25 protein-coding genes are annotated in these 22,880 nt (G+C 70.5%); 14 read left to right on the forward strand and 11 right to left on the reverse strand.

Going from position 1 to position 22,880, the window contains the following annotated elements; all coding sequences use genetic code 11:
* Positions 1-130 precede the first annotated feature (130 nt).
* Complete coding sequence (locus tag ACIA5C_RS14665; RefSeq protein WP_396054572.1) at positions 131-958, forward strand: HU family DNA-binding protein; 828 nt, start codon at positions 131-133, stop codon at positions 956-958.
* A 156-nt stretch (positions 959-1,114) separates the two neighbouring features.
* On the forward strand, positions 1,115-1,546 hold the full coding sequence (locus ACIA5C_RS14670) for a hypothetical protein (protein ID WP_396054574.1): 432 nt from the start codon (positions 1,115-1,117) through the stop codon (positions 1,544-1,546).
* On the opposite strand, the gene ACIA5C_RS14675 is transcribed toward ACIA5C_RS14670, so the two are convergent.
* From ACIA5C_RS14675 to cofC, 4 genes are read right to left on the reverse strand one after another with little or no spacing between them, the layout of a single operon-like run.
* Entirely contained in the window at positions 1,503-2,387 is an 885-nt protein-coding gene (locus ACIA5C_RS14675; RefSeq protein WP_396054576.1) for an NUDIX domain-containing protein, read from the reverse strand. The two genes, ACIA5C_RS14670 and ACIA5C_RS14675, sit on opposite strands and share 44 nt — an antisense overlap.
* Positions 2,387-4,663, reverse strand: coding sequence for an RNA degradosome polyphosphate kinase (locus tag ACIA5C_RS14680; RefSeq protein WP_396054578.1), 2,277 nt, complete (start codon positions 4,661-4,663; stop codon positions 2,387-2,389). The genes ACIA5C_RS14675 and ACIA5C_RS14680 overlap by 1 nt, the downstream gene beginning before the upstream one ends.
* Positions 4,664-4,718: 55 nt before the next feature.
* Positions 4,719-4,916: a cold-shock protein gene (locus ACIA5C_RS14685; protein ID WP_396054580.1), complete on the reverse strand. Its 198-nt coding sequence runs from the start codon at positions 4,914-4,916 to the stop codon at positions 4,719-4,721.
* A 19-nt stretch (positions 4,917-4,935) separates the two neighbouring features.
* Positions 4,936-5,583, reverse strand: coding sequence for a 2-phospho-L-lactate guanylyltransferase (gene cofC, locus ACIA5C_RS14690; RefSeq protein ID WP_396054582.1), 648 nt, complete (start codon positions 5,581-5,583; stop codon positions 4,936-4,938).
* A 128-nt stretch (positions 5,584-5,711) separates the two neighbouring features.
* Between cofC and ACIA5C_RS14695 the strand changes: the two genes are divergently transcribed.
* Genes ACIA5C_RS14695 through ACIA5C_RS14710 form a run of 4 tightly spaced genes read left to right on the forward strand, consistent with a single transcriptional unit; the run spans position 5,712 to position 8,864 of the window.
* Positions 5,712-6,431 carry a lysophospholipid acyltransferase family protein gene (locus tag ACIA5C_RS14695; RefSeq protein ID WP_396054584.1) on the forward strand — a complete coding sequence of 240 codons (720 nt, stop codon included), beginning with the start codon at positions 5,712-5,714 and terminating at the stop codon, positions 6,429-6,431.
* Positions 6,428-7,420 carry an NAD(P)H-dependent glycerol-3-phosphate dehydrogenase gene (locus tag ACIA5C_RS14700; protein ID WP_396054586.1) on the forward strand — a complete coding sequence of 331 codons (993 nt, stop codon included), beginning with the start codon at positions 6,428-6,430 and terminating at the stop codon, positions 7,418-7,420. Before ACIA5C_RS14695 ends, ACIA5C_RS14700 begins: the two co-directional genes overlap by 4 nt.
* Positions 7,417-8,511, forward strand: coding sequence for a cystathionine gamma-lyase (locus ACIA5C_RS14705; RefSeq protein ID WP_396054588.1), 1,095 nt, complete (start codon positions 7,417-7,419; stop codon positions 8,509-8,511). The genes ACIA5C_RS14700 and ACIA5C_RS14705 overlap by 4 nt, the downstream gene beginning before the upstream one ends.
* Complete coding sequence (locus tag ACIA5C_RS14710; protein WP_396054590.1) at positions 8,508-8,864, forward strand: hypothetical protein; 357 nt, start codon at positions 8,508-8,510, stop codon at positions 8,862-8,864. Before ACIA5C_RS14705 ends, ACIA5C_RS14710 begins: the two co-directional genes overlap by 4 nt.
* Positions 8,865-8,926: 62 nt before the next feature.
* On the opposite strand, the gene ACIA5C_RS14715 is transcribed toward ACIA5C_RS14710, so the two are convergent.
* Positions 8,927-9,544, reverse strand: a complete 618-nt coding sequence (locus ACIA5C_RS14715) for a DUF4232 domain-containing protein (protein WP_396054592.1) — start codon at positions 9,542-9,544, stop codon at positions 8,927-8,929.
* Positions 9,545-9,596: 52 nt separating this feature from the next.
* On the reverse strand, positions 9,597-10,091 hold the full coding sequence (locus ACIA5C_RS14720; protein WP_396054594.1) for a hypothetical protein: 495 nt from the start codon (positions 10,089-10,091) through the stop codon (positions 9,597-9,599).
* 108 nt (positions 10,092-10,199) lie between these two features.
* On the opposite strand from ACIA5C_RS14720, the gene ACIA5C_RS14725 reads away from it, so the two are divergent.
* The gene (locus ACIA5C_RS14725) at positions 10,200-11,294 is read left to right on the forward strand and encodes a D-alanine--D-alanine ligase family protein (protein ID WP_396054596.1); all 1,095 of its coding nucleotides are present in this window, start codon (positions 10,200-10,202) and stop codon (positions 11,292-11,294) included.
* On the opposite strand, the gene ACIA5C_RS14730 is transcribed toward ACIA5C_RS14725, so the two are convergent.
* The gene (locus ACIA5C_RS14730; RefSeq protein WP_396054598.1) at positions 11,295-11,933 is read right to left on the reverse strand and encodes a DUF3515 domain-containing protein; all 639 of its coding nucleotides are present in this window, start codon (positions 11,931-11,933) and stop codon (positions 11,295-11,297) included.
* A 2-nt stretch (positions 11,934-11,935) separates the two neighbouring features.
* Positions 11,936-12,169: an Lrp/AsnC ligand binding domain-containing protein gene (locus ACIA5C_RS14735; RefSeq protein WP_364107299.1), complete on the reverse strand. Its 234-nt coding sequence runs from the start codon at positions 12,167-12,169 to the stop codon at positions 11,936-11,938.
* Between the two features lie 92 nt (positions 12,170-12,261).
* Between ACIA5C_RS14735 and ACIA5C_RS14740 the strand changes: the two genes are divergently transcribed.
* Positions 12,262-13,200, forward strand: a complete 939-nt coding sequence (locus ACIA5C_RS14740; RefSeq protein ID WP_396054600.1) for a thiamine-phosphate kinase — start codon at positions 12,262-12,264, stop codon at positions 13,198-13,200.
* Positions 13,201-13,214: 14 nt separating this feature from the next.
* Positions 13,215-13,676: a GNAT family N-acetyltransferase gene (locus ACIA5C_RS14745; protein WP_396054602.1), complete on the forward strand. Its 462-nt coding sequence runs from the start codon at positions 13,215-13,217 to the stop codon at positions 13,674-13,676.
* A gap of 69 nt (positions 13,677-13,745) precedes the next feature.
* Here ACIA5C_RS14745 and rpmB read toward each other — a convergent pair whose 3' ends face one another.
* Positions 13,746-13,937: a 50S ribosomal protein L28 gene (rpmB, locus tag ACIA5C_RS14750; protein WP_030436140.1), complete on the reverse strand. Its 192-nt coding sequence runs from the start codon at positions 13,935-13,937 to the stop codon at positions 13,746-13,748.
* Positions 13,938-14,121: 184 nt separating this feature from the next.
* Between rpmB and ACIA5C_RS14755 the strand changes: the two genes are divergently transcribed.
* From ACIA5C_RS14755 to ACIA5C_RS14765, 3 genes are read left to right on the forward strand one after another with little or no spacing between them, the layout of a single operon-like run.
* Complete coding sequence (locus ACIA5C_RS14755) at positions 14,122-15,930, forward strand: DAK2 domain-containing protein (protein WP_396054604.1); 1,809 nt, start codon at positions 14,122-14,124, stop codon at positions 15,928-15,930.
* Positions 15,927-18,113 carry an ATP-dependent DNA helicase RecG gene (gene recG, locus ACIA5C_RS14760; protein WP_396054606.1) on the forward strand — a complete coding sequence of 729 codons (2,187 nt, stop codon included), beginning with the start codon at positions 15,927-15,929 and terminating at the stop codon, positions 18,111-18,113. Before ACIA5C_RS14755 ends, recG begins: the two co-directional genes overlap by 4 nt.
* On the forward strand, positions 18,110-18,451 hold the full coding sequence (locus tag ACIA5C_RS14765) for a DUF952 domain-containing protein (RefSeq protein WP_396054608.1): 342 nt from the start codon (positions 18,110-18,112) through the stop codon (positions 18,449-18,451). Before recG ends, ACIA5C_RS14765 begins: the two co-directional genes overlap by 4 nt.
* A gap of 64 nt (positions 18,452-18,515) precedes the next feature.
* Here the strand turns inward: ACIA5C_RS14765 and ACIA5C_RS14770 are convergent, their stop codons facing one another.
* The gene (locus ACIA5C_RS14770; protein ID WP_396054610.1) at positions 18,516-19,481 is read right to left on the reverse strand and encodes an LAETG motif-containing sortase-dependent surface protein; all 966 of its coding nucleotides are present in this window, start codon (positions 19,479-19,481) and stop codon (positions 18,516-18,518) included.
* Between the two features lie 370 nt (positions 19,482-19,851).
* Entirely contained in the window at positions 19,852-21,375 is a 1,524-nt protein-coding gene (locus ACIA5C_RS14775; protein WP_396054612.1) for an LPXTG cell wall anchor domain-containing protein, read from the reverse strand.
* 391 nt (positions 21,376-21,766) lie between these two features.
* On the opposite strand from ACIA5C_RS14775, the gene rsmD reads away from it, so the two are divergent.
* Both rsmD and coaD read left to right on the forward strand, forming a co-directional pair.
* Positions 21,767-22,330, forward strand: coding sequence for a 16S rRNA (guanine(966)-N(2))-methyltransferase RsmD (rsmD, locus tag ACIA5C_RS14780; protein ID WP_396054614.1), 564 nt, complete (start codon positions 21,767-21,769; stop codon positions 22,328-22,330).
* Positions 22,327-22,806: a pantetheine-phosphate adenylyltransferase gene (coaD, locus tag ACIA5C_RS14785; protein ID WP_396054616.1), complete on the forward strand. Its 480-nt coding sequence runs from the start codon at positions 22,327-22,329 to the stop codon at positions 22,804-22,806. Before rsmD ends, coaD begins: the two co-directional genes overlap by 4 nt.
* The last annotated feature ends 74 nt before the right edge of the window (positions 22,807-22,880 follow it).

The following is a 22,880-nucleotide window of genomic DNA, read 5'->3' on the forward strand; positions in this document are numbered from 1 at the left end:
TGCTGGTCAGAGGGCATACGGTGCGCGCAGAATGGCTCGCATTGGGCCAATGATGCTTGTTCCCGACATGGGGACCACAGAACGACCCAGTGGGAACCGGCATCAGTTCTTCACGTTCGGGAGGAAAACCGTGAACAAGGCCGAGCTCATCGAGGCGCTCGCCGCCCGACTCGGGGACCGGAAGACCGCGACGGCGGCTCTTGAAGCCGTCATCAGTGAGGTCGAAAACGCTGTCACCAAGGGCGACAAGGTGGCCATCACCGGCTTCGGCTCCTTCGAGAAGCGGGTGCGTAACGCGCGCACGGCGCGCAATCCGCGCACTGGCGAGGCGGTCAAGGTAAAGAAAACATCGGTGCCGGCCTTCCGCCCGGGAACTGCTTTCCGGGAGATGGTCGCGAGCGGAAAGGTCGCCAAGGCCGCCCCGGCCAAGAAGGCGGCGACCGCCACCAAGGCCACCGCGGCCAAGACGACCGCGGCGACCAAGGCTGCACCGGCGAAGGCGACGGCCACCAAGGCGGCCGCCACCAAGACGACCGCGGCGAAGAAGACCACGGCGACCAAGGCGGCTCCGGCCAAGACCGCGGCGGCCACCAAGACCGCGGCGGCCAAGAAGACGACCGCCACCAAGGCGGCTCCGGCCAAGACCGCGGCGGCGAAGTCGACGGCGGCCAAGAAGACCACGGCGACGGCGACCAAGAAGGCCACCGCCACCGCGGCCAAGAAGACCACCGCCCGCAAGGCGGCGCCGGCAAAGACGACGGCGGCAGCCAAGAAGACGACCGCGGCCAAGACGACCACCGCGGCCAAGAAGACCACGGCGACCAAGGCCGCTCCGGCCAAGACCGCCGCGGCCAAGAAGACGACCGCCCGCAAGACGACGACGGCAGCCGCCGCGACGCCGGCCCGGGCACGTGCCACCAGCACGACGCGCAGCACCGGGACCCGCAAGGCCCGCTGACGTCGCCACTGGCCGACGACGGCAGCGGGACCCGCGAAATCCCGCTGACGTCGCCGCAGGCCGACGACAGGCGTCCACCGTCACCGGTGGACGCCTTTCGTGTGTTCCGGCCCGGAAACGGGCGCTGCGTGGCCGCGCGCGCCCTAGTTTCCGGACATGGGAAGCGGATCGTTGCCGCGCGGCCTGGTCGCCCGAGCTGTCCTGGCCGTACTGCTGTTCGCGACCGCGGTCGTGCCGGCGTGGACGCTCGGCGACCTGGCCGAGGACCGGACCGGCTGGGGACTGCTCGACTGGCTGGTCACGTGCGCCGGAAACGCCGTCGCCGTACGCCTTCTCGCCCCGCACGGCTCCTACCGCCCCCGCGACGCCTGGCTGGGACTGATACCCATCTACGGCTGGTACGTCACGTGCGTGCTCTGCTGGCGGGTCGCCCTGCTGCCCTATCGGGACTGGGAACCCCGCGAGGACGAGCTGTGGCGGGCCCGCTGGCTGACCGGCGACCAACTGGGCTTTTGGCGCGCCGACCGGGAACGACCGAAGCCGATCAGATCCGCGACAAGCCCAGCAGGCGGTCGCCGGCCCAGGTGAGCACCCAGCCGCCGCCCTTGGGGGTCTTGTAGGGCGTGTGGTCGTCCTCGTTGTGCAACGCGGCCAGCAGGAACGGGATCACCTTGCCCTGACTGCAGATCACCGGTGTCGGGCCGGGCGCGAGTTCGAGCAGCCGCTGCAGGGCGACCTTGGCCTTGGCCGGGGCGTCGTCGGCGTCGGCCGGTTCGGCGAACGCGCCGTCGACCACGATCGGCTGGTCGCCGAGGGCGGCGGCCAGCGGCTCGAGGGTCTGTTTGCACCGCAGCGGGTTCGCGGCGTACAGCCGCTTCGGCGCGAACAGCGCATAGAGCCGGCCGATCAGTGCGGCCTCGGCCTGCCCGCGCTCGTCGATCGGGCGCAGCGAGTCGTTGCCGCTCCATTTCTTGCGGTCGCCGGCGTGCGCGTGTCGCACCAGTCCGACCACCGTGGTCACGGCCGGCATCGCGGCGAGCGCCTCGACCAGCGGGAGCTCATCGGCGTACGTCAATCGCGTGGCCGCCTCGGCGGCCGGCAGCCAGACCGCGCCGTCGACCTCCTTGGTGTCCTGGGGGTCGAGCCGGGCGTCGTCCGGGGCCTCCATGAGCCAGAAGTCGACGGTCTTGAGGCGGCCGCTGGGCAGCGTGTAGCGCACCTGGGGGAGCAGCAACTGGGGCCGGCCGGCGACGCCGGTCTCCTCGGTGACCTCGCGGACCGCGGCGGCCAGCGGGTGCTCGCCCTTGTCCAGCGTGCCCTTGGGCAGGCTCCAGTCGTCGTAGCGCGGCCGGTGCACCAGGCACACCTCGACCTTGTCACCGGACCGGCGGTAGAGCACCCCACCGGCCGCGAGAACGGCATCGGTCATCAGGATGTCCGGCCGATCGTGCGGCGCAGCAGCGCTTCCTGCAGGTGGGTGTGCGGATCGGTCGGGTCGCCGGGACGCCGGTGCCAGTTGCCGTCGCCGCTGAGGTCCCAGCCCTCGGTGTTCTCGTCCATCGAGAGTTCGAGCATCTGGCGCAGGTCGTCGCGGGCCGACGGCATGGTGACCCGCACCAGCGCCTCGACCCGGCGGTCGAGGTTGCGGTGCATCAGGTCGGCCGAGCCGATCCAGTATTCGGCGTCGTCGCCGACACCGAACCGGAAGACCCGCGAGTGCTCCAGGAAGCGGCCGACGATCGAGCGCACCCGGATGTTGTCCGACAGGCCGGGCACCCCGGGGCGCAGCGCGCACATGCCCCGGATGACCAGGTCGACCTTGACCCCGTCCTGCGAGGCACGGTAGAGCGCGTCGATCGACTCCTCGTCGACCAGCGAATTGACCTTGAACTGCACCAGACCCGGTCCGCCCTCGCGGGCGATGCGGGCCTGCTCCTCGATCCGCTCGATGAGGCCGGAGCGCACACCGTGCGGTGCCACCAGCAGCCGGCGGAACGAACGCTGCCGGCTGTATCCGGTGAGCACGTTGAACAGGTCGGTGACGTCGGCGCCCACCTCGGGGTCGGCGGTCAGCATGCCGAAGTCCTCGTAGAGCCGGGCCGTCTTGGGGTGGTAGTTGCCGGTGCCGATGTGGCAGTAGCGCCGGATCTGATTGCCCTCCTGGCGCACCACCAGCGCGGTCTTGCAGTGGGTCTTGAGACCGACCAGGCCGTACACGACGTGGCAGCCGGCCCGCTCGAGCGTGCGCGCCCAGGCGATGTTTGCCACCTCGTCGAACCGGGCCTTCACCTCGACCAGCACCACCACCTGCTTGCCGGCGGCGGCCGCGTCGACCAGGGCGTCGACGATCGGCGAGTCGCCCGAGGTGCGGTAGAGCGTCTGCTTGATCGCCAGTACCTGCGGGTCGGCCGCGGCCTGCTCGATGAACCGCTGCACGCTGGTCGAGAACGAGTGGTACGGGTGGTGGACCAGGATGTCGCTCTCGCGCAGCCGGTTGAAGACGCTGCGCGGGACCTCGCCGTCGGCCAGCTGCGGGTGGGTGGCCGGCACGAATGGACGGTCCTTGAGGTCGTCGCGGTCGCACTCACTGAAGACCTGCCAGAGGGCCGACAGGTCGAGCAGGCCGGGCACCCGCAGAACGTCCTCGCTGTGCATGTCGAGCTCGCGCACCAGCAGGTCGAGAACGTGGTCGCTGATCGAGGCGGCGACCTCGAGGCGTACCGGCGGCCCGAACCGCCGCTGCGCCAGCTCGCGTTCGAGGGCCTGCAGCAGGTCTTCGTCGCGGTCCTCGTCGACCTCGAGCTCGGCGTTGCGGGTCACCCGGAACAGGTGCCACTCGAGGATCTGCATGCCCGAGAAGAGCTGGTCGAGGTGGACCGCGATGAGTTCCTCGACGGGCAGGAAGCGGACGCCGCGCGAGTCGTTCTGCACGGTCACGAACCGCGGCACGTTGTTGGGCACCTTGATGCGGGCGAACAACTCGGTGCCGGCGCCCTCCGGGTCGCGCAGCGCCACCGCCAGGTTGAGCGAGCGGCTCGAGATGTAGGGGAACGGGTGGGCCGGGTCGACCGCCAGCGGGGTCAGCACCGGGAAGACCTGTTCGCGGAAGTAGGTGCGCAGCCGTTCGCGCTCGGGCGCGTCGAGTTCGCCCCAGCGGACCAGCTCGATGCCCTCGGCCGACAGCTTGGGCCGGACCTCGTCGGTGAAGCAGGCGGCGTGCCTGGTGACCAGGTCGGCCGCCCGCTCGGTGATCATCTCGAGCTGGCCGCGCAGCGACACGCGATCGCCGCCGCGCATCGGCAGCCCGGCGCTCAGCCGTCGTTTCAGCCCGGCCACCCGCACCATGTAGAACTCGTCCAGGTTGCCGGCGAAGATGGCCAGGAACTTGGCCCGCTCGAGCAGCGGGGTCTCCGGGTCTTCGGCCAGGGCCAGCACCCGGGCGTTGAAGTCGAGCCAGGAGAGCTCGCGGTTGAGGAAGCGGTCCTCCGGCATTTCCAGGCCGGCCTCGGGTTCCTCGGTCATGACGTGCTCCCTCATCTCATCGAAGCTGGGCCCCGGCTGGGCCGGCACGAGGTCGGCCGGCACAGTTTCGACCGGCTTGGTGGGGGCAGGGGCGTCTTCCGCGATCAAAGGCTCGCTCGAGGGGAGGAAGCGGCCGTTGGGGCCACGCCGACGGGTTTCGGGGGTCCGAGGCGAGGTCTGCATCTGACCATCATTGCTGCTCGGCGTCGAAGGGGAAACGAACTGAGCGATGATCAACTCAGCGGATCCCCGGGATTCCCACCCTGTGGACCTCGGAATCCGGCCCGGATTCGATCGACAGACGTTGGCCCAGCCGGAGCTGCCGCAACCCGGAACGGTCGAAGGCGTCGGCGCCGAACGCCAGCTCGCTTCCGTCGTCGAGCAACAGCGTGCCGCTGCGGGTGTCGGGATCGAAGGTCGAGACAGTGCCCTGCATGCCCCCGACGCTACCGCTGTCATGCCGCCGGCACGCAGTCCGGCGTGAGTCCGAGGTCACGGAGCAGCTCACAGGTGTGCCGTCCGGCCCCGAGAGCGATCACCGTGGCGAGGTCGGCCGGGGTGTCGACGTCCTGCCGCAGGCCCGGCCAGTCGCCGGTCAGCGGGCGGGCGCCGGACCGCTCGTGTGCGGTCGCCGAGCCGATGCCGAACCGCGGGTCGAGCTCCTGCCCGGGCGGGACGGCCAGCAGAACCGTGCCGGTGCCGGCCGCGTCGGCGACGAAGCTGCGTCGCTCGGCGGCGAACCGCAGAGCCGCGTCGAGGTGGGCCGGGCGCAGGGCCGGCAGATCGCCGGCCAGCACCGCCCGATGACGGGACAGGCCGGCCACCTCGTCGGCGCCGTACCGCATCGCCCCGTTCAGATCGGCGCCCGGCCGGTCCGGCACCACCCGCGCGCCGAGACCGGTCAGCGCCTCGCGCACCACCGGGTCATCGGTCACCACCACCAGTTCGCCGACCGCATCGCTGCCGAGCACGGCGGTCGCGGTGTCGCGGACCATGGCCAGCGCGAGGTCGGCGTGCCGATGAGCGGGGACCGCCCCGCGCAGCCTGCTCTTCGCCGCGGTGAGCCGCTTGACGGGGATCACCGCCGTCCAGTCGAGTGCCACCTCGCCAGTGTGCCAGCGGATACGCCGGAGACCCCTGCCTGGTCCCACGGGCCGCGAACAGGCATGATTTCGTCCCAGGTGCGGACAACGCGGCGGGGACACGCCGCGATCAGGGGGCGGGAGGCGCCGTGGCGCAGCGCGGACTCGGGTTCTGGCAGCGTTTCGCGGCCATGGTGGTTCTGCCGGTCCTGCGGGTCTGGACCAGGCCCACCTGGACCGGTCAGGACAATATCCCGGCCACCGGCGGTGTGATCCTCGTCCCCAATCACGCCTCGCAGTTCGACCCGCTGGTCGTCGCCCACTTCATCTACAAGGCCGACCGCTGGCCCCGGTTCCTGGCCAAGGCCAGCCTGTGGGACATCCCGCTGCTCGGGGCATTCCTCAGCAACGTCAAGCAGATCCCGGTCGAACGCGGCAGTGTTGAGGCGGTGAAGTCGCTCGACGTGCTGGTCGACGCCGTCCAACAGAGCGGCGTGGTGGTGATCTACCCCGAGGGCACCACGACCAAGGAGCCCGACCTGTGGCCGATGCGCGGCAAGACCGGCGCGGCCCGGCTGGCCCTGGCCACCGGCGCACCGGTGATCCCGGTCGGCAACTGGGGGTCCTACAAGATCTTCGACGCCCGCACCAAGAAGCTGAAGCTCGGCATGCGGGTTCCGGTCAGCGTGGCCGCCGGGCCGCCGGTCGACCTGAGCCGGTGGGCGGGCGCGCCACCGACCAAGGCGGTGCTCGACGAGATGACCGAGGCGATCATGCTGGACATTCGAGACCTGGTCGCGGGGCTGCGCGGCGAGGAACCCCCGCCCCTCTACGAGCCACCGGCCCGGGCCGACAGGAGCGGGGCATGAAGGCGGCCGTGATCGGTTCCGGTGCCTGGGGCACCGCGTTCGCCAAGCTGCTGGGTGAAGCCGGCGCCGACGTGACGATGTGGGCCCGGCGCGCCGCGGTGGCCGACGAGATCGCCGGGCGGCGCACCAACGAGGGTTCGCTCCCCGGCGTACGCCTGCCCGAGCAGGTCACCGGCACCGGCGACCTGTCCGCGGCGACCGCTGGGGCCGACCTGGTGGCGATCGCGGTGCCGTCCCAGACGCTGCGGGGCAACCTGGCCGAATGGGCGGGCTCGTTCGGCCCCGACGCCACGATCATCTCGCTGATGAAGGGCATCGAGCTCGGCACGACCAAGCGGATGAGCGAGGTCATCGTCGAGACGGCCGGCGTCGAGCCGGACCGCGTGGTGATCGTCTCCGGCCCCAACCTGGCTCCCGAGATCGCCGCGGGCCAGCCGACCGCCACCGTGGTCGCCTGCCACGACGAGGGCCGGGCCAAGCTGGTGCAGCACGCCCTCGCGCTGCCCTACTTCCGGCCGTACACCAGCGACGACGTGATCGGCTGCGAGCTCGGCGGCGCGGTCAAGAACGTGATCGCCCTGGCGTACGGCATGGCCGCCGCCATGGGCATGGGCGACAACACCCGGGCCTCGCTGATCACCCGCGGGCTGGCCGAGACGGCCCGGCTCGGGGTGGCCCTCGGCGCCGACCCGCTGACCTTCGCCGGCCTGGCCGGGCTCGGCGACCTGGTCGCCTCGTGCTCGTCGCCGCTGGCCCGCAACCGCACGTTCGGCGAGCATCTGGGCCGCGGCGAGAGCCTCGAGCAGGCCCAGACGGCGACCCGGCAGACCGCCGAGGGTGTCAAGAGCTGCCTGTCGATCCGCGACCTGGCCCGGGCGCACGGCGTCGAGATGCCGATCGTCGAACAGGTCGAGCGGGTCTGCCACGAGGGCGTCGACCCGCAGATCGCGGTCAAACTGCTGATGGGGCGGGAGATGAAGCCGGAATGAACGACGGCACCAAGGTCGTACACGCGGGGCTTCCCGAGCCCGCGGCGGGCGAGCCGTTCCTGCCCGGGCCGGTCTTCGCCGCGCCCTACCACCTCGACCCGGTCGAGGGCCCGGTCGGCAACGGCTACGCCCGCACCGAGCACCCGACCCGGCGTGCCCTGCAGCAGGCGATCGGCGAGCTCGAGGGCGGCCCGGCGCTGGTGTTCGCGAGCGGCCAGGCGGCCATCACGGCGTTGCTGCTCTCGGTGCTGCGCACCGGCGACACGGTCGCGCTGCCGTCCGACGGCTACTTCACGGTCCGGGCGTTCGCCCAGGGCACGCTTCGCGGCCTGGGCGTCGGCGCGATCGAGGTGCCGACCGCCGGGCCGTACCCCGACTTCACGGGCGTACGCCTGGTGCTGCTGGAGTCCCCGGCCAACCCGGGCCTCGACGTGTGCGACATCCGTGCGGTGGCCGAGGCCGCCCATGCGGCGGGCGCGCTTGTCGCGGTCGACAACACCACCGCCACCCCGCTCGGGCAGAACCCGCTGGCGCTCGGTGCCGATCTGGTCGTCGCCTCCGGCACCAAGGCCCTGACCGGCCACTCCGACCTGCTGCTGGGCTACGTGGCGACCAACGACGGCGGGCTCTACGAGCAGGTCGAGACGTGGCGCAAGCAGACCGGCTCGGTGCCCGGGGCGTTCGACTGCTGGCTGGCCCACCGCTCGATCGCCACGCTCGACCTGCGTCTGCGCCGCCAGAGCGACAACGCGGCCGCGCTGGCCACGATGCTGAGCGAGCGGTCCGATGTTTCGGGCGTGCGCTGGCCGGGTCTCGCGACCGACCCGGCGTTCAAGGTGGCGAGCGAGCAGATGCGGCGCATCCCCGGAGTGGTCTCGTTCGACCTCGGCGATGCCGCCCGGGTGGCCCGCTTCCTGGCCGCCGCCGAACTGGTCTTCGCGGCGACGTCGTTCGGCGGGGTACACACGACGGCCGACCGCCGGGCCCAGTGGGGCGACGACACCTCGCCCGGCTTCGTACGTCTCTCCTGCGGCATCGAGGACACCGACGACCTAATGGCCGACCTCGCGGCCGCCCTCGATCAGGCATGAGCTGGGCGAGTTTCTCGGGCGACGAGGTGGCCGCCCTGACCCAGGGCGAGAGCTTCTTCGCGGCGCCCGCTGAGCGGGCCTGTCCCGCCTGCGGCCGGTTGCGCCTGCGGGCGTACGTCACGAGCCCGCCCGCCGCGCGACGGCCCACTCTGGTCAGTTACGCCTGGTGCGGGGCCTGCGAGAAGTTCGTCGGCACCCGCTCCAAGCATCCGGACGGGCTGGTCTTCTCCGATCCGCTGGCCCTGCTGCCGGACGCCGAACGGCGCGATCTGGAGCGCAGCCTGACCGGCTTCCTGGTCCACCTCGACCGCCTGTGGGACACCGGCGTCCTGCCGCAGACCTTCGCCGCCTGACGTTTCGGCACGACGGCCCGGCGGATTTCCGCGGCCTTTCCCGGTACGCGGTGTGCTCGATGTCAATCGCCGGTCCGAGCCGGACCACTGACGATCGGGAGGACCTGGCCGAGATTCGTGCCCTTGACCGAGCATTGCCGGCCGGGGGCACTTACGAAGATCGAGGCGGTCTCGTCGGGCGGATAGACGCGGTAGCCGCGCACATCGACCGGCTTGCACTTGTCGGCCGGGAAGTTGAGTGCCGCGTGCGTGACCAGGACGGCGTGGGCCTGCCCGCCGGGCGACAGCGTGATCGTGTTGCGGGTGCCGGAGCCGCGCTCGAACGGGTCGTTGACCTGGGTGCCGTTGTCGCCGGTGACCCAGGAGACGCCGGGATAGCCGTAGAGCGTGCACCTGTGGTCCGACTTGTCGGTGAACACCAGGTCGGTGTGGTAGGTGCCGGCGGCCGCATCGCCGGTGCCCAGCTTCAGCGACAGGTCACCGGAGTGGCAGCGCCCGGTGCCGGTGCCGGTGCTCGGGCTTTCGTCGGTACCGCTGCTTTCCCGCGGCCCGAGACCGGAGGTGGCGCTCGGGCTGGCGGTGGTAGCGCCGGACGGGGGTGACGCGGTCGTACTGTTTCCGGCCGAGCAACCGGTCAGCAGAAGGGCCGGGACGGCGAGGATCGGCAGGAGTCGTTTCATGATTCCGTGGTACCGCCGGAGCGCCCATTCGAACCTCAACGATTCGTGCCAGTCAGGCCGGGGCCCGCTGCGCCGCGAAATCGTTGAGCCAGTCCCGCGTCACCGGCATCTCGGCGTCGCCGGTCACCCGCCGCAGGGCGTCGCTCGGCGGCACCCCCAGCAGTACCAGCGTCATGCTGGCCAGCAACGTCGACCGGCCGATCCCGCCGAAGCACTGCGTCGCCACGAAACGCCCGGCCCGCACGTTGGCCGCCAACCGGCCGGACAGCCCGATCATGCGGGCCGCCTCCTCGCGCGGCGCCGTCCCGTCGGCAGCCGGAAAAGACAGGAACTCCAGGCCCAGCCGGCTCGCCTCGGCCGCCGTGCCGGTGAACCCCAGCCGCTGCTGCTCGGCCGCGGTCAGCGCCGAAACCAGCAGGTTGACGCCGGCCTCGGCCAACCCGGTCAGGTGATCCGCCGGCCACGCGTCGGTGCGCGGATGGGCGATGGTCGCCAGCCGTCCCTGCCCAGGCAGTGGCCCTGCGATCACGTGGAGTGTCGGTGTCATGAACTCCCTGTCCCCTTATGCCGTGGCGGCGGCCGGGTAATCCCGCATGCGGCTCACGCAGAGTAGGGTCACCCCCGGCATGCCCGCTAGCGAGAGGCCCAAGGAAAAGTGACGTCCCCTCGGAAGACCCGCGTTGCGATCGTGTTCGGTGGTCGAAGCACCGAACATGCCATCTCGTGCGTGAGCGCCGGGAGCATTCTTTCCGCGCTCGACCCCGACCAGTATGAGGTGGTCCCGGTCGGCATCACGCGGGAGGGACGGTGGGTTCTCGCCGGGGGCGATCCGGCCCAGTTCGCGATCGCCGGGCGTCACCTGCCGGAGGTGACCGCGGCCAGCGGAAACTCGGTCGTGATGGCCGCCGACCCGACCGCCGGCGACCTGATCGTGCGCGATCCGGCCGAGGGCGTGTCGTCGCTCGCCGGGGTCGACGTGGTCTTCCCGGTGCTGCACGGGGCGTTCGGCGAGGACGGCACGATCCAGGGCATGCTCGAGATGGCCGGCATTCCGTACGTCGGTGCCAACGTGTTCGCCTCGGCCGCCGCCATGGACAAGGAATTCACCAAGAAACTCGCCGCGGTCGAAGGCATCCCGGTCGGGCCCTACGCGGTGCTCCGGGCGGGCGTCTCGCTGTCCGAAGCGGACAAGGAGCGGCTCGGCCTGCCGGTCTTCGTGAAGCCGTCGCGGGCCGGCTCGTCGCACGGCATCACCAAGGTGACCGACTGGGCCGACCTGGACGACGCGGTCGCCACCGCCCGGCAGGTCGACCCCAAGGTGCTCGTCGAAGCCGCGATCGTGGGTCGTGAGATCGAGTGCGGCGTGCTCGAGGCCGAGGCCGGCGGCGCCCCCGAGGCGTCCCTGCTCGCCGAGGTCGGCACCCCGGACCACGAGTGGTACGACTTCGAGGCGAAGTACCTCGGCGAGGCCCACAACGTGATCCCGGCGCCTCTGCCCGAAGAGGTCACCCGCAAAGTCCAGGAGTACGCGCGGCGCACCTTCACCGCGCTCGACTGCGCCGGCCTGGCCCGGGTCGACTTCTTCGTCACCGCCGAGCACGAGATCTACCTCAACGAGATCAACACGATGCCGGGCATGACGCCGAACTCGGCGTTCCCGCAGATGTGGGCCGCAACCGGGCTCGAATACCCGAAGGTCGTCGACCGGCTGGTCCGCACCGCGATGCACCGCGGCACGGGCCTGCACTAACTAGTTACCGCAGCCGGTCGGCACCGCGGACGCCTTCGACTTGATCGTCTCGACGACGGCGTCGGAGAACTCGTTGGCCCACTGAGCCGGCTGGTCGTAACTCGCGGGCACGCCGACCTGCACGGCGACCTCACGGTCCATCGTGGTGAAAAGCTTGGTCGCCGGGCCGTCGTCGCCCCACCAGCAGACGCCGTTCATCACCAGCAGATCGGCGTCGAGCGGCACGCAGCCCTTCTGCCCGGGCGTGATCGTCTCGCACATCGGCGGCTGGGTGACGCCGCACTGCACGGTGATCGCCGGGTCGCCGTACGCCCCGTTCTGCTCCGGGCCCGCACTGACCTTGCGGGCCGGCAGATTACGGACCTGACCGGGCAGTTGCGAGGTGAGCGCCAGACAGGCCTGGGCGTCGTGCGCCGACAGCTTCGGCGCGGCCAGCGGCACCGGCGTCGACGGCACCTGCTGCACGGCCGACGACGTCGGCGCGGGTCTGGCCGCCGGCTGATCGTCGGGCGTGAGTTTCCAGAAAATCAAGACCCCGGCGATCAGCGCGATCGGCAACGCGAACGCGGCCGCCGTCAAAGCGGCGGTCCGCGTGGAGTTGTCGGGCGCTTTCGGGGGCGGGGTCTCGAGGTCGACCATGCTCAGAGGTTTACCACGGAGCAGGTGAGCGTCCGCATGATGCCCGGAACGTACTGGACTTTGCTCACAATGAGGCTGCCCAGATCATCGACGGTGTGCGACTCGGCGAGCACGACCACGTCGTACGGGCCGGTGACGGCGTCGACGCGGACGACACCCGGTATTTTGCCGATCGCGGCGGCCACGTCATGAGCCCTTCCGACCTCAGTTTGGATGAGGATGTATGCCTGGACCACGATCCGACTCCAATCCGCCGCCGACTAGAACGTGAAACTACCGTACGAATCCGTCCGGCAGCGGGACGCCACCAGGAACGAGAGGCCCGCACGTGAGCATTGCCGAGACCGGGGAGTTCGGGCTCATCGCCCGGATCGTCGCACGGCTCGACGCCGGACCGGCCACGTTACTCGGGCCGGGGGACGACGGTGCGGTGATCGCGGCCCCCGATGGGCGGGTCGTGGCCTCCACCGACGTACTCGTCGAAGGCCGTCACTTCCGCCGCGACTGGTCGGCAGCCGCCGACATCGGACACCGGGCCGCGGCGGCCAATCTGGCCGACATCGCGGCGATGGGCGCGAAACCGACCGCGTTGCTGGTCGCCCTCTGCGTGCCCCCCGACCTCGACCCGGCCTGGGCCGAGGAACTGGCCGACGGCCTGTCGGCCGAGGCCGCGCTGGTCGAGGCGAGCGTGGTCGGCGGCGACATGTCGGCGAGCCCCACGCTCACCGTTTCGGTCACGGCCCTGGGTGACCTGCAAAACCAGAACCCGGTCGTACGCGGGGGAGCCCAGCCCGGAGACGTGATAGCCCTCGCCGGCCGGGTCGGCTTCGCCGCGGCCGGGTACACGGTGCTGTCCCGCGGGTTCCGCACCCCGAAACTGCTCGTCGAGGCCTACCGGCGCCCCTCGGTGCCCTACGCGCAGGGACCGATCGCGGCCCGGCACGGCGCCACCTCGATGATCGACGTCTCGGACGGCCTGCTCCAGGATGTGGGCCACATCGCGACGGCCAGTGTGGTCGGCGTCGACATCCACACCGACGGGTTCGACGTACCGGCACCGATGCGGGACGCGGCGGCGGCACTCGGCGTCGACCCGTACGTCTGGCTCCTCGCCGGAGGCGATGACCACGCGCTCGTCGCGACGTTCCCGCCCGGCGTGACGTTGCCGGAAGGCTGGCAGCGGATCGGCTCGGTGCACGAGGGCACCGGTGTGACCGTCGACCGCAAGCCGTGGACGGGCGGGACCGGCTGGGACCACTTCCGCTGATTTATCGTTGGCCCGTGCAAGAGATCAAGATCAGGCCGGCCCGGTACGACGAGCCGCCCGTCGTGGCCCTGCTGGTGGACGTAATGGCCGAATTGTCAGGCCGGTACGGCGGCTCCGGCGACGACACCCCGGTGGACCCGGCCGATTTCGTGGCGCCCGCCGGGGCGTTCTTCGTCGCCTACACCGAGCCGGACGTGCTCGTCGGGTGCGCGGGCTGGCGGCGCCACGGCGACGACGCCGAGTTGAAGCGGATGTTCACCGCTTCCGCCGCCCGCGGTCGCGGGCTGGGCCGCCGCATGCTGACCACGATCGAGGAGTCGGCCCGGGAAGCGGGCTGCAAGCGAGTGATCCTGGAGACCGGCGACCGCCAGCCGGAGGCCGTCAGCCTGTACGAGTCGGCCGGCTACACCCGCATCGACGACTTCGGCTACTACGCCGGGCACGAGGGCGTGCTGTCGTTCGCGAAGGTGCTCTGAACGGAGACGGAAACACATCCAGCCCTTCGGCCCGGACGGGGCCAGAAGGGCTGGATGGACGAAACCCGATTAGGCGCGGACGACCTTGCCGGCCTTGATGCACGAGGTGCAGACCTGGAGCTTCTTGGTGGTGCCACCACCGGCCGGGGTGCGCACCGACTGGATGTTGGGGTTCCAGCGGCGGTTGGTCCGCCGGTGCGAGTGGGACACGTTGTGGCCGAAGCCCGGTCCCTTGCCACAGACGTCGCACACGCTAGCCACGGAATACTCCTGGGGTAATCGACTGAGCCTCGGACAGACTCGAGCTTGCCAAAATTCGAAGGCGCCCAGCGGTGACCGCACAGGCAACCCGGCAAGGTTACCCGATGCGCCGCCGCGACAGCCAATCGCCCCCGCTCAGGTGCGGCCGCGAGAGAATGTCAGTGGCGGTCAGTACGATTTTCCCGTGTTGCAGACCCTGGACGCCGCGGCCGTCCACCGCTGGTGCGGTGGCGGGCTGGAGGCGCTCCGTGCCCACCAGCACGAGATCGACGAGCTGAACGTCTACCCCGTCCCCGACGGCGACACCGGCACCAACCTGGTCCTCACCCTCGCCGCCGCCCAGGAGGCCCTCGACCGCTACCTCGCCGAGCACGCCGAGGCGCGGGCCGGGGAGGTACTGACCGGTGATGTGGTCGACCCGGCGGAGGTGCCCACCACCACGCTGGGCCGGGCGATGCGCCGGATGGCCCGCGGCGCCCTGCTCGGTGCCCGCGGCAACTCGGGCGTGATCGTCTCGCAGATCCTGCGCGGCATGGCCGACACCTTCGCCACCTCGGTCGCCGTCCGCGGCGGCGAGCTGGCACGGGCGCTGCGCACCGCCACCGAGGCCGCCTACGGCGCGGTGGCCCGCCCGGTCGAGGGCACCGTTCTCTCCGTGGTGGCCGCCGCCGCCGAGGGCGCCGGCCGCATCAAGTCCGACGACCTCCTGGCCGTCGCCCGGGCGGCTGCCGTTTCTGCCCGCGAGGCTCTGGCCCGCACCCCGCAGCAACTCCCGGCCCTGGCCCGCGCCGGCGTGGTCGACGCCGGCGGCCGAGGCCTCTGCCTCCTCCTCGACGCCCTGGTCGAGGCCCTCGGCCCGCGCGACCCCGCCGAGGCCGTCGACACCGGCGACCCCGCCCTGGTTGAAGCCGGCGACCTCGCCGTGGTGGGGGCCGTCGGCCGCCGCGACTCCGCACCGGCCGCGGCCCTTGAGCCGGGTTGCCTTCGGGCCAGCCCCGGCGAGTCGTTGACCCAGCGCGCCGCCCGGGCCTTCCACGGGGGCGAAGCCGACTCGCGGGCCGACCGTGGCGAGGGTGAGTTCGGCTATGAGGTGCAATATCTGCTCGATGCCACCGACGACGCCGTCGGCCGGCTGCGCCCGGCCCTCGACGCGCTGGGCGATTCGCTGGTCGTCGTCGGCACCGGCGACGGTGATCCGCCGACCTGGAACGTGCACGTTCATGTCCCGGCCGAAAGCATTGGTCCCGCGGTCGAGGCCGGCATCGCGGCCGGGCGGCCTTATCAGATCAAGGTGAGCCCGCTCGACGAGCGCATCGCCGAGGAGGATGCGGCCGGCGCGGCCGACCAGCGCGGCGCCGTCGTGGTCGCGGCCGGCGACGGTCTGACCGCGCTTTTCGAGGCCGAGGGCGCGGTCGTCGTCGGGCGTAACCCGTCGACCGCCGAGATGCTGGCCGCGGTCACCGCCACCGACGCCCGGTCGGTCGTGCTGCTGCCCAACGACGCCGCCACGCACGCCGTCGCCACCGCCGCCGCCCGGGAGGCCGAGCGGTCCGGTCTGCGGGTGAGCGTCGTACCCACGCGTTCGCCGGTACAGGCTCTGGCCGCGCTGGCCGTACGCGACGGCAGCCGGGCGTTCGCCGACGACGTCATCGCCATGGCCGAGGCGGCCGGCGCCTGCCGGTACGGCGAGGTCTGCACCGCCCAGCGGGCCGCCTTCACGGTCGCCGGGCCGTGCCAGGAGGGTGACCTGCTCGGCCTGGTCGACGGCGAGGTGCACGTGATCGGTACCGACCTGGAGGACGTCAGCCGGCGGCTGCTCGACCGGATGCTCGGGGGTGGCGGCGAGCTGACCACCCTGGTGCTCGGCGCCGACGCGCCGGACCGGCTCGACGAGGTGCTCCGCGGGCACGTCACGCAGACCTGGCCGTTTGTCGAGCTGCAGAGTTATGCGGGTGGCCAGCCCCGCTACCACCTTCTGGTAGGAGTGGAATGACGACCGTCGACACCCCGCTGAAGACGGTCCTGGGTGACAAGACCGCCAAGGCCCTGGCGACGCATCTCGACCTGCACACCGCGGGCGACCTGATCTACCACTTCCCCCGGCGGTACGACGAGCGCGGCGAGCACACCGACCTGCACCGGCTGCAGATCGGTGAGCAGGTCACGCTGCTGGCCCAGGTGCAGTCGGTGAGCGTCAAGCCGATGCGCGCCCGTAAGGGCAACATGCTCGAGATCACCATCGGCGACGGTTCGGGTGCGACGCTGACGTGCACCTTCTTCAACCAGGCGTGGCGGGAGAGGGAGCTGCGACGGGGTCGCTGGGGCCTGTTCGCCGGCAAGGTCACCGACTTCCGGGGCAAGCGGCAGCTCAACGGCCCGGCTTATCAGCTGCTCGACGCCGACGCCACGCAGGACGAGGCGGAGCAGGAGATCGAGGAGTTCGCCGGTGCGATCATCCCGGTCTATCCGGCCGCGCAGGCGGTGCCGACCTGGGTGATCGCCAAGTGTGTGCGCACCCTCCTCGACACCTTCCAACCGCCGGACGATCCGCTTCCGGCCGCGGTCCGGGCCGGCCGCAACCTGGTCGGCATCGGCACCGCACTCCGCGAGATCCACCGGCCGAGCTCGCAGGAGGCTCTCTACTCGGCGAAATACCGTCTCAAGTGGGACGAGGCGTTCGCCGTGCAGCTCACACTCGTACAGCGAAAGGCGCGGGCGTCGGCCGCGCCCGGCACCGCCCGGCCGCGCACCGAGGCCGGGATCCGGGCGAAGTTCGACGCGAGCCTGCCCTATCAGCTGACCGAGGGGCAGCAGCAGGTCGGCGAGGAGATCGCCGAAGATCTGGCCAGGGCGCATCCGATGCACCGCCTGCTGCAGGGCGAGGTCGGCTCCGGCAAGACGCTGGTCTCGGTGCGTGCCATGCTCCAGGTGGTCGACGCCGGAGGGCAGGCGGCTCTGCTCGCCCCGACCGAAGTGCTTGCCACGCAACACTTCCGCAGCATCAGTGCCCAGTTGGGTGCGCTCGGCCGAGCGGGGGAGATCGACGGTGACCCGTCCGGCACGCAGCTCACCCTGGTCACCGGGTCGCTCGGCGCGGCCGCCCGGCGGGCCGCCCTGGCCAAGGTCGCCGACGGCACCGCCGGCATCGTCGTGGGCACGCACGCACTGCTTTACGAGGGCGTCGACTTCAAGGATCTCGGGCTGGTGGTGGTGGACGAGCAGCACCGGTTCGGCGTCGAGCAGCGCGATGCCTTGCGGGCCAAGGCGGCCCGGCCTCCGCACGTGCTGGTGATGACCGCGACCCCGATCCCGCGTACGGTCGCCATGACCGTCTACGGCGATCTCGAGACCTCGACGTTGTCGCAGCTCCCGCGCGGCCGTTCGCCGATCGCCTCGCACGTCGTGCCGCCGGAGAAACCGGCGTTTCTCGACCGGGCCTGGCGGCGGTTGCGCGAGGAGGTCAGGGCCGGCCATCAGGCGTACGTCGTGTGCCCGCGGATCGGCGACGGATCTGCCAGTGACGACGACGAGGAACCACCGTCGGACAACGAACCGGCCCGGCGCCCGCCCCTGGCCGTCACCGAGGTTGCGCCGTTGCTGGCCGAGGGCCCGCTGCACGGGCTGCGCATCGCCGTACTGCACGGCAAGCTGCCGGCCGACGAGAAGGACGCGGTGATGCGCCGCTTCGCCGCCGGCGACCTCGACGTGCTGGTAGCCACCACGGTGATCGAGGTCGGCGTCGACGTGCCCAACGCCACCGTCATGATCATCATGGATGCCGACCGGTTCGGGGTCTCCCAGCTGCACCAGTTGCGGGGCCGGGTCGGCCGGGGCAGCGCGGCCGGCATCTGCCTGCTGGTCACCGAGTCGGTCGAGGGCACCGCGGCCCGCGAGCGGCTCGACGCCGTGGCCTCGACGACCGACGGCTTCAAGCTCTCCGAGATCGACCTGGAGCAGCGCCGCGAGGGCGATGTGCTGGGCGCGTCGCAGTCCGGCCGCCACTCCCACCTACGGTTGCTGTCGCTGCTCCGCGACGCCAAGCTGATCACCGACGCGCGAGCCGAGGCGTCCGCTCTGGTCGGCGACGACCCCGATCTGCGGAAACATCCCGCCTTGGCCGCTTCCGTTGCCGCGCTGGTCGACGAGGAGCGCGCCGAATATCTGGAGAAGGGTTGATCCTGCACATCTGCCCGCGGGAGGCCTGGGCGGCCGCACAGGCCGTGGGCACCTACGAGGGCGACACGCTCGCGTCCCAGGGCTACATCCACTGCTCCACCCCGGAGCAGGTGCACCTGCCGGCGACGCTTCTCTTCCGGGGGCGCACCGACCTGCTGCTCCTGGAGATCGACGAGTCGCGCCTGCCGGTCGCGATCACCTGGGAGCAGGGGGATCCCCCGACGCCCGACGGCCGTCTGTTCCCGCATCTGTACAGCGCTCTGCCGGTCGACGCGGTCGTCGCCACCTACGACTATCCGCCGGAGGCCGACGGCTCGTTTTCGCCGCCCAGCTTCTAGACACGACACAACAAGAAAGGGCGCGCCGGCCGGAGCCGACGCGCCCTTTACTTCGCAGTTCTTATCAGGCGGTGAACTTCATCTTCCGCCGGCGGGCCAGGAAGAAGGCGCCGCCACCGAGCAGGACCAGCGCCACGGCGCCGCCCGCGATCGGGGTGGAGGAAGAACCGGTGATCGCCAGAGCGGCCTTGCTGGTGCTCGGCGTGGCAGCCGGGGTGGAGGAGGAGGCACAGTCCTTCGGCGCCTGGTAGGTCAGCGAGACCGGCTTCTGGTCCTCGTAACCCTTCGCGGTGGCCTTGATCGTCAGGCCCTTGAAGGCCTTGAAGTCGACGGTCTTGGTCTCACCGGGCTTGACGGTCACGGACTGGGCCGCGCCCTTGTTCGGGGTGAAGATCGCGGTCTCGGTCTTGCTCCACGACTTCGGCACCTCGAGGCCCACGGTGAGCGTGGTGCAGGTCTCGTCGTAGACGAACTCCGGCTCGGTCTCCGGCGCGCTCTGGGTCGGCGTGGCCGTCGGCGCGGTGGTCGGCGCGGTAGTCGGAGCCGTCGTCGGCGCGGTGGTGGGCGCCGTCGTCGGGGCCGTGGTCGGCGGGGTGGTGTGGTTGTGGCACTGCTTGGTGGGCTTGTTGATCCACGGGCTGTTCTTGGGGATCACGTGCTTGTCGCCGTTGTAGTCGTACGACGCCGTGATCTGGATGCTGGCCGTGGTGTCGGTCGCCTTCAGCGTCTCGACGCCGCGCAGAACGCCGTGGCCCTTGGCCGGGATGACCGCGTCGTCGAGCCCGGTCAGCGGGGCGTCGGTCGGCGACTTCTGAATGCTGAGCACCTTGCCGGACACGTTGCTCAGGTCACTGGTCACCGACCAGGTCACCGACCACGTGCCGTCGGCGGCCACGCAGGACGCCTTACCGGTGATCTCGGAGTTACACGCCAGGGCGGGCGTGGCCATGGCCGCCGCGATGCCAAGGCCGAGGAACGTACCGCCAACGACGGTCGCGCCGTGACGAAGCTTCTTGATCGACAGTTTCACGCCTTCTCCTGCGGAGGGGGGACAAAGTTCAACGAGGAAGAAAGGAGGCCCACTGTCACTACTTTCTGGGCCTGCGACGACGCTCCCCACGCCGTCGACACGGGGCCGTAACCACGTGCAACAGAGGCGACCTTAGCGATAAATAAGAATCTGGGAAGTCCCTCAGGGCCGCTTAAGGAGCTCGTTGCAGATCCGTGATCTTCCATCAACGAAACGTCAACGTATCGACGCTGAGAGTGCTGGTTCGATCGAGATCAGTGAGTCCCTGGCCACCATCCGTACATGCTGATCAAGGGGTCAAATCCCTTGCGGGACAACGAAAAAGGGCGCACCAGCCGAAGCCGGTGCGCCCTCTGGCAGGCATTACTTATCAGGCGGTGAAGCGAACCTTACGGCGCCGGGCGACGAAGAAGAACGCGCTACCGGCGAGCAGCAGCACGATCGCGCCCGCGGCGATGCTGGTGCCCGCGGTACCGGTGATCGGCAGGCTGCCGCCGCCGCTGTTGTTGCCGACCGGCACGGTGCAGACGAGCGACTTGAGGGCCGCCTTGATCGTCTTGAGCCCGTTGACGTCGACGGTGGCGACCTTGGCGGTGCCGGCCGCGAACGTGGCCTTCTCCGACGAGCCGGGCGCGACGGTCAGTTCCTTGGTCTGCTTGCCGTAGGTGACCTTGGCGACGGCCGGGGTGACACCCTTGGGGTTGGTCACGGTGATCGTGACCTCCTTGCAGGTGTTGGCGATCGACACGGCCGGTGTGGCGCAGTCCGCCGGCGCCTTCCAGGTGAAGGTCTTGGTGTCCATGCCCTCGGCGCTGACCGTGACGGCGCCGGCACCGGCCGGGACGTTCACCGACTCGCCCTTGCCGCCCGCGACGGTGACGGTCTTGACCTGGTCGCCGTACTTCACAGTGAAGGTCTCGTCGTACTTGCCGCTGTTCGACAGATTGATCATCTGGGTGCCGTCACAGCTCGGGACGGAGGTGCCGGCCGGGGTGACGCAGGACCGGTCGCCGCCGTTGTACCAGGCGTGCGGGCCCTTCGAGCGGCTGCCGATGCCCGTGTCCGAGCCCAGCTTCCGGTCGCCGTACAGCGGGCCGTTCTTGGTGATGGTCGGGATGACGTCCTTCTCGGTACCGAAGAAGGTGTCGACCTGGGTGAAGCACGGCGGGGTCTTGACCGTCAGCGTCACCTCGCGGTTGGTCTGGGTCAGTACGCCGCTCTTGGGCTGGTCGAACAGGTACTGCGGCACCGAGAACTCGGGCTTCGGCGCGTAGTACGAGACCGAGGTGACCGGGATCTGGACGTCGTCGCAGAGTTTGACGTCGTGCAGGTCGACGACCGTCGTGGCGCTGTCCTTGTCCACCTGGAACGTGTGGGTGAGGCGGCCCTCGAGGCCCAGCTGGTCGAGGTGGTCCGAGTCGACGCACTTGGCCGGCGGCGGCGTGCAGCCATGGGTGAGCGGAACTGTCGCCGTGTTGTCGTCCGACTTCGAGCTCGAGTCGACGGTGCCGTCGGCCCAGGTGGCCGTGAACGACAGGGTCACGCTGTCCGCCTGGTCGACGACCTGGGTGTAGTGCACCACCGTGGCGTCGTCCTGGCTGTAGCCCTTCGACTTGGTGATGACGCTGCCGTTCGCGAGCGCGGGGATGCCGTCTTCCACCGGCTGGGGCGCGTCGCCCTTCGGAAGCTGCAGGTCCGAGATCGTGGCGTCACCCGGCCAGTCGTTACGCAGCTCCCAGGTGACAAGGCTCTTGCCGTCCTGGCAGCTGGCGACGCCTTTGACGGTGGCGTTGTGTGCGCTCGCGGGGCCGGCGATCGCCACAACTCCCGTCAGGCCGATCACCGCGCCGGCGAGGACGGTCGCCGTGCGGTGCAGTGGGGACTTGAATTTCACGCCTTCTCCTGGGGGAGGGGGACAAGGGACCGCGGGAAGGCAGGCGGAGGCCGCCGGCGTGGTGCCTGCCGGGGCCTGCGACGACGCCTCCCCACGTCGTCGACACGGGGCCGTAGCCACGTGCAACAGGGCCCGACATTAGCCAGTAAGGACGGTTTGCGGAACTCCTCATCGACGCCTAAGGATCTTGATGCGGATCCGTGATTTTTGATTGACCGAGAGCGATATCCCGGGTGCGGCAGGTAGCGACCGCAATCACGAACGCCACGCAATCGGATGAATCGGGGCGCGACCGGACGACGATGGGGAGTAATAGGTAACTCTGTGTTCGCCCCGCCCGGATGGTGAAGTAACGTCGCCTCGTGCGGTACGACGTCGACGGTGGAGCGCATTGACCAGAATCATTGCCGGTGCGCACGGCGGACGGCGTCTCGCCGCCCCGGCCGGCGCCACGACCCGGCCCACTTCGGACCGTGTCCGTGAGGCATTTTTCAGTGCCCTGGAGTCGATGACCGACCTGACCGACGCGCGGGTCGCCGACCTCTTCGCCGGGTCGGGCGCGATCGGCCTGGAGGCGATCTCGCGCGGCGCCGCGTACGCCCTCCTTGTCGAGTCCGACGCCCGGGCCGCCCGGGTCATTCGCGACAACATCGTCTCCCTGCGCGTCGGCGCCGCCGCCCGCCTGGTGACCGGCAAGGTCGCGCAGGTCGTGGCCGCGCCGCCGGAGGGCGGCCCCTTCGACGTGGTCTTCGCCGACCCGCCCTACGCGGTGACCGGCGCCGAACTGACCGAGATGCAGGAGATGCTCCTCGCCGGCGGCTGGCTCGCCCCGGACGCCGTGGTGATCGTCGAGCGGGCGACCCGGGGCGGCGCGCTGACCTGGGTGGACGGCATCACTGCCGAGCGCAGTCGCCGGTACGGCGAAACTACTCTTTGGTACGGTCGCCGATCATGAGACGAGCGGTGTGTCCCGGCTCCTTCGATCCGGTCACCAACGGCCACCTCGACATCGTCGGGCGGGCCAGCCGGCTCTTCGACGAAGTGATCATCGGCGTACTGATCAACCAGTCGAAAACCGGGCTGTTCAGCATCGAGGAGCGTCTCGAGATGCTGACCGAGGCGACCGCCGGCTACGGGAACGTCCGGGTGATGTCCTTTCACGGGCTCCTGGTCGACTTCTGCCGGGCCCAGGGCGCCGCGGTCGTGATCAAGGGACTGCGCGCGGTCAGCGACTTCGACTACGAGTTGCAGATGGCGCAGATGAACATCGGGCTGTCCGGCGTGGAGACGTTGTTCATGCCCACCAATCCGCTCTATTCCTTCCTCTCCTCCAGCCTGGTCAAAGACGTGGTCAAGTGGGGTGGTGACGCCTCGGCGTACGTGCCCGACTTCGTCGGCGAGCGGCTGATCGCCCGGCTGACGCAGAACTAGGATCCCGGCGCGCCGGACCGCGCCCGGCCGTGATGGCCGGTAGGCAGTAACGTGATCGCACCACGCAGCCACGC

Source organism: Actinoplanes sp. NPDC051343 (genome assembly GCF_044455125.1).
GTDB lineage: Bacteria > Actinomycetota > Actinomycetes > Mycobacteriales > Micromonosporaceae > Actinoplanes.

Bases quoted from the DNA above. Each gene is read 5' to 3' on its own strand.
- ACIA5C_RS14730 (WP_396054598.1), bottom strand. From the start codon at position 11,933: ATGGTCGACCTCGAGACCCCGCCCCCGAAAGCGCCCGACAACTCCACG.
- ACIA5C_RS14685 (WP_396054580.1), bottom strand. From the start codon at position 4,916: ATGCAGGGCACTGTCTCGACCTTCGATCCCGACACCCGCAGCGGCACG.
- ACIA5C_RS14705 (WP_396054588.1), top strand. From the start codon at position 7,417: ATGAACGACGGCACCAAGGTCGTACACGCGGGGCTTCCCGAGCCCGCG.
- coaD (WP_396054616.1), top strand. From the start codon at position 22,327: ATGAGACGAGCGGTGTGTCCCGGCTCCTTCGATCCGGTCACCAACGGC.
- recG (WP_396054606.1), top strand. From the start codon at position 15,927: ATGACGACCGTCGACACCCCGCTGAAGACGGTCCTGGGTGACAAGACC.
- ACIA5C_RS14670 (WP_396054574.1), top strand. From the start codon at position 1,115: ATGGGAAGCGGATCGTTGCCGCGCGGCCTGGTCGCCCGAGCTGTCCTG.
- ACIA5C_RS14680 (WP_396054578.1), bottom strand. From the start codon at position 4,663: ATGCAGACCTCGCCTCGGACCCCCGAAACCCGTCGGCGTGGCCCCAAC.
- ACIA5C_RS14710 (WP_396054590.1), top strand. From the start codon at position 8,508: ATGAGCTGGGCGAGTTTCTCGGGCGACGAGGTGGCCGCCCTGACCCAG.
- ACIA5C_RS14700 (WP_396054586.1), top strand. From the start codon at position 6,428: ATGAAGGCGGCCGTGATCGGTTCCGGTGCCTGGGGCACCGCGTTCGCC.
- ACIA5C_RS14675 (WP_396054576.1), bottom strand. From the start codon at position 2,387: ATGACCGATGCCGTTCTCGCGGCCGGTGGGGTGCTCTACCGCCGGTCC.
- ACIA5C_RS14720 (WP_396054594.1), bottom strand. From the start codon at position 10,091: ATGACACCGACACTCCACGTGATCGCAGGGCCACTGCCTGGGCAGGGA.
- ACIA5C_RS14715 (WP_396054592.1), bottom strand. From the start codon at position 9,544: ATGAAACGACTCCTGCCGATCCTCGCCGTCCCGGCCCTTCTGCTGACC.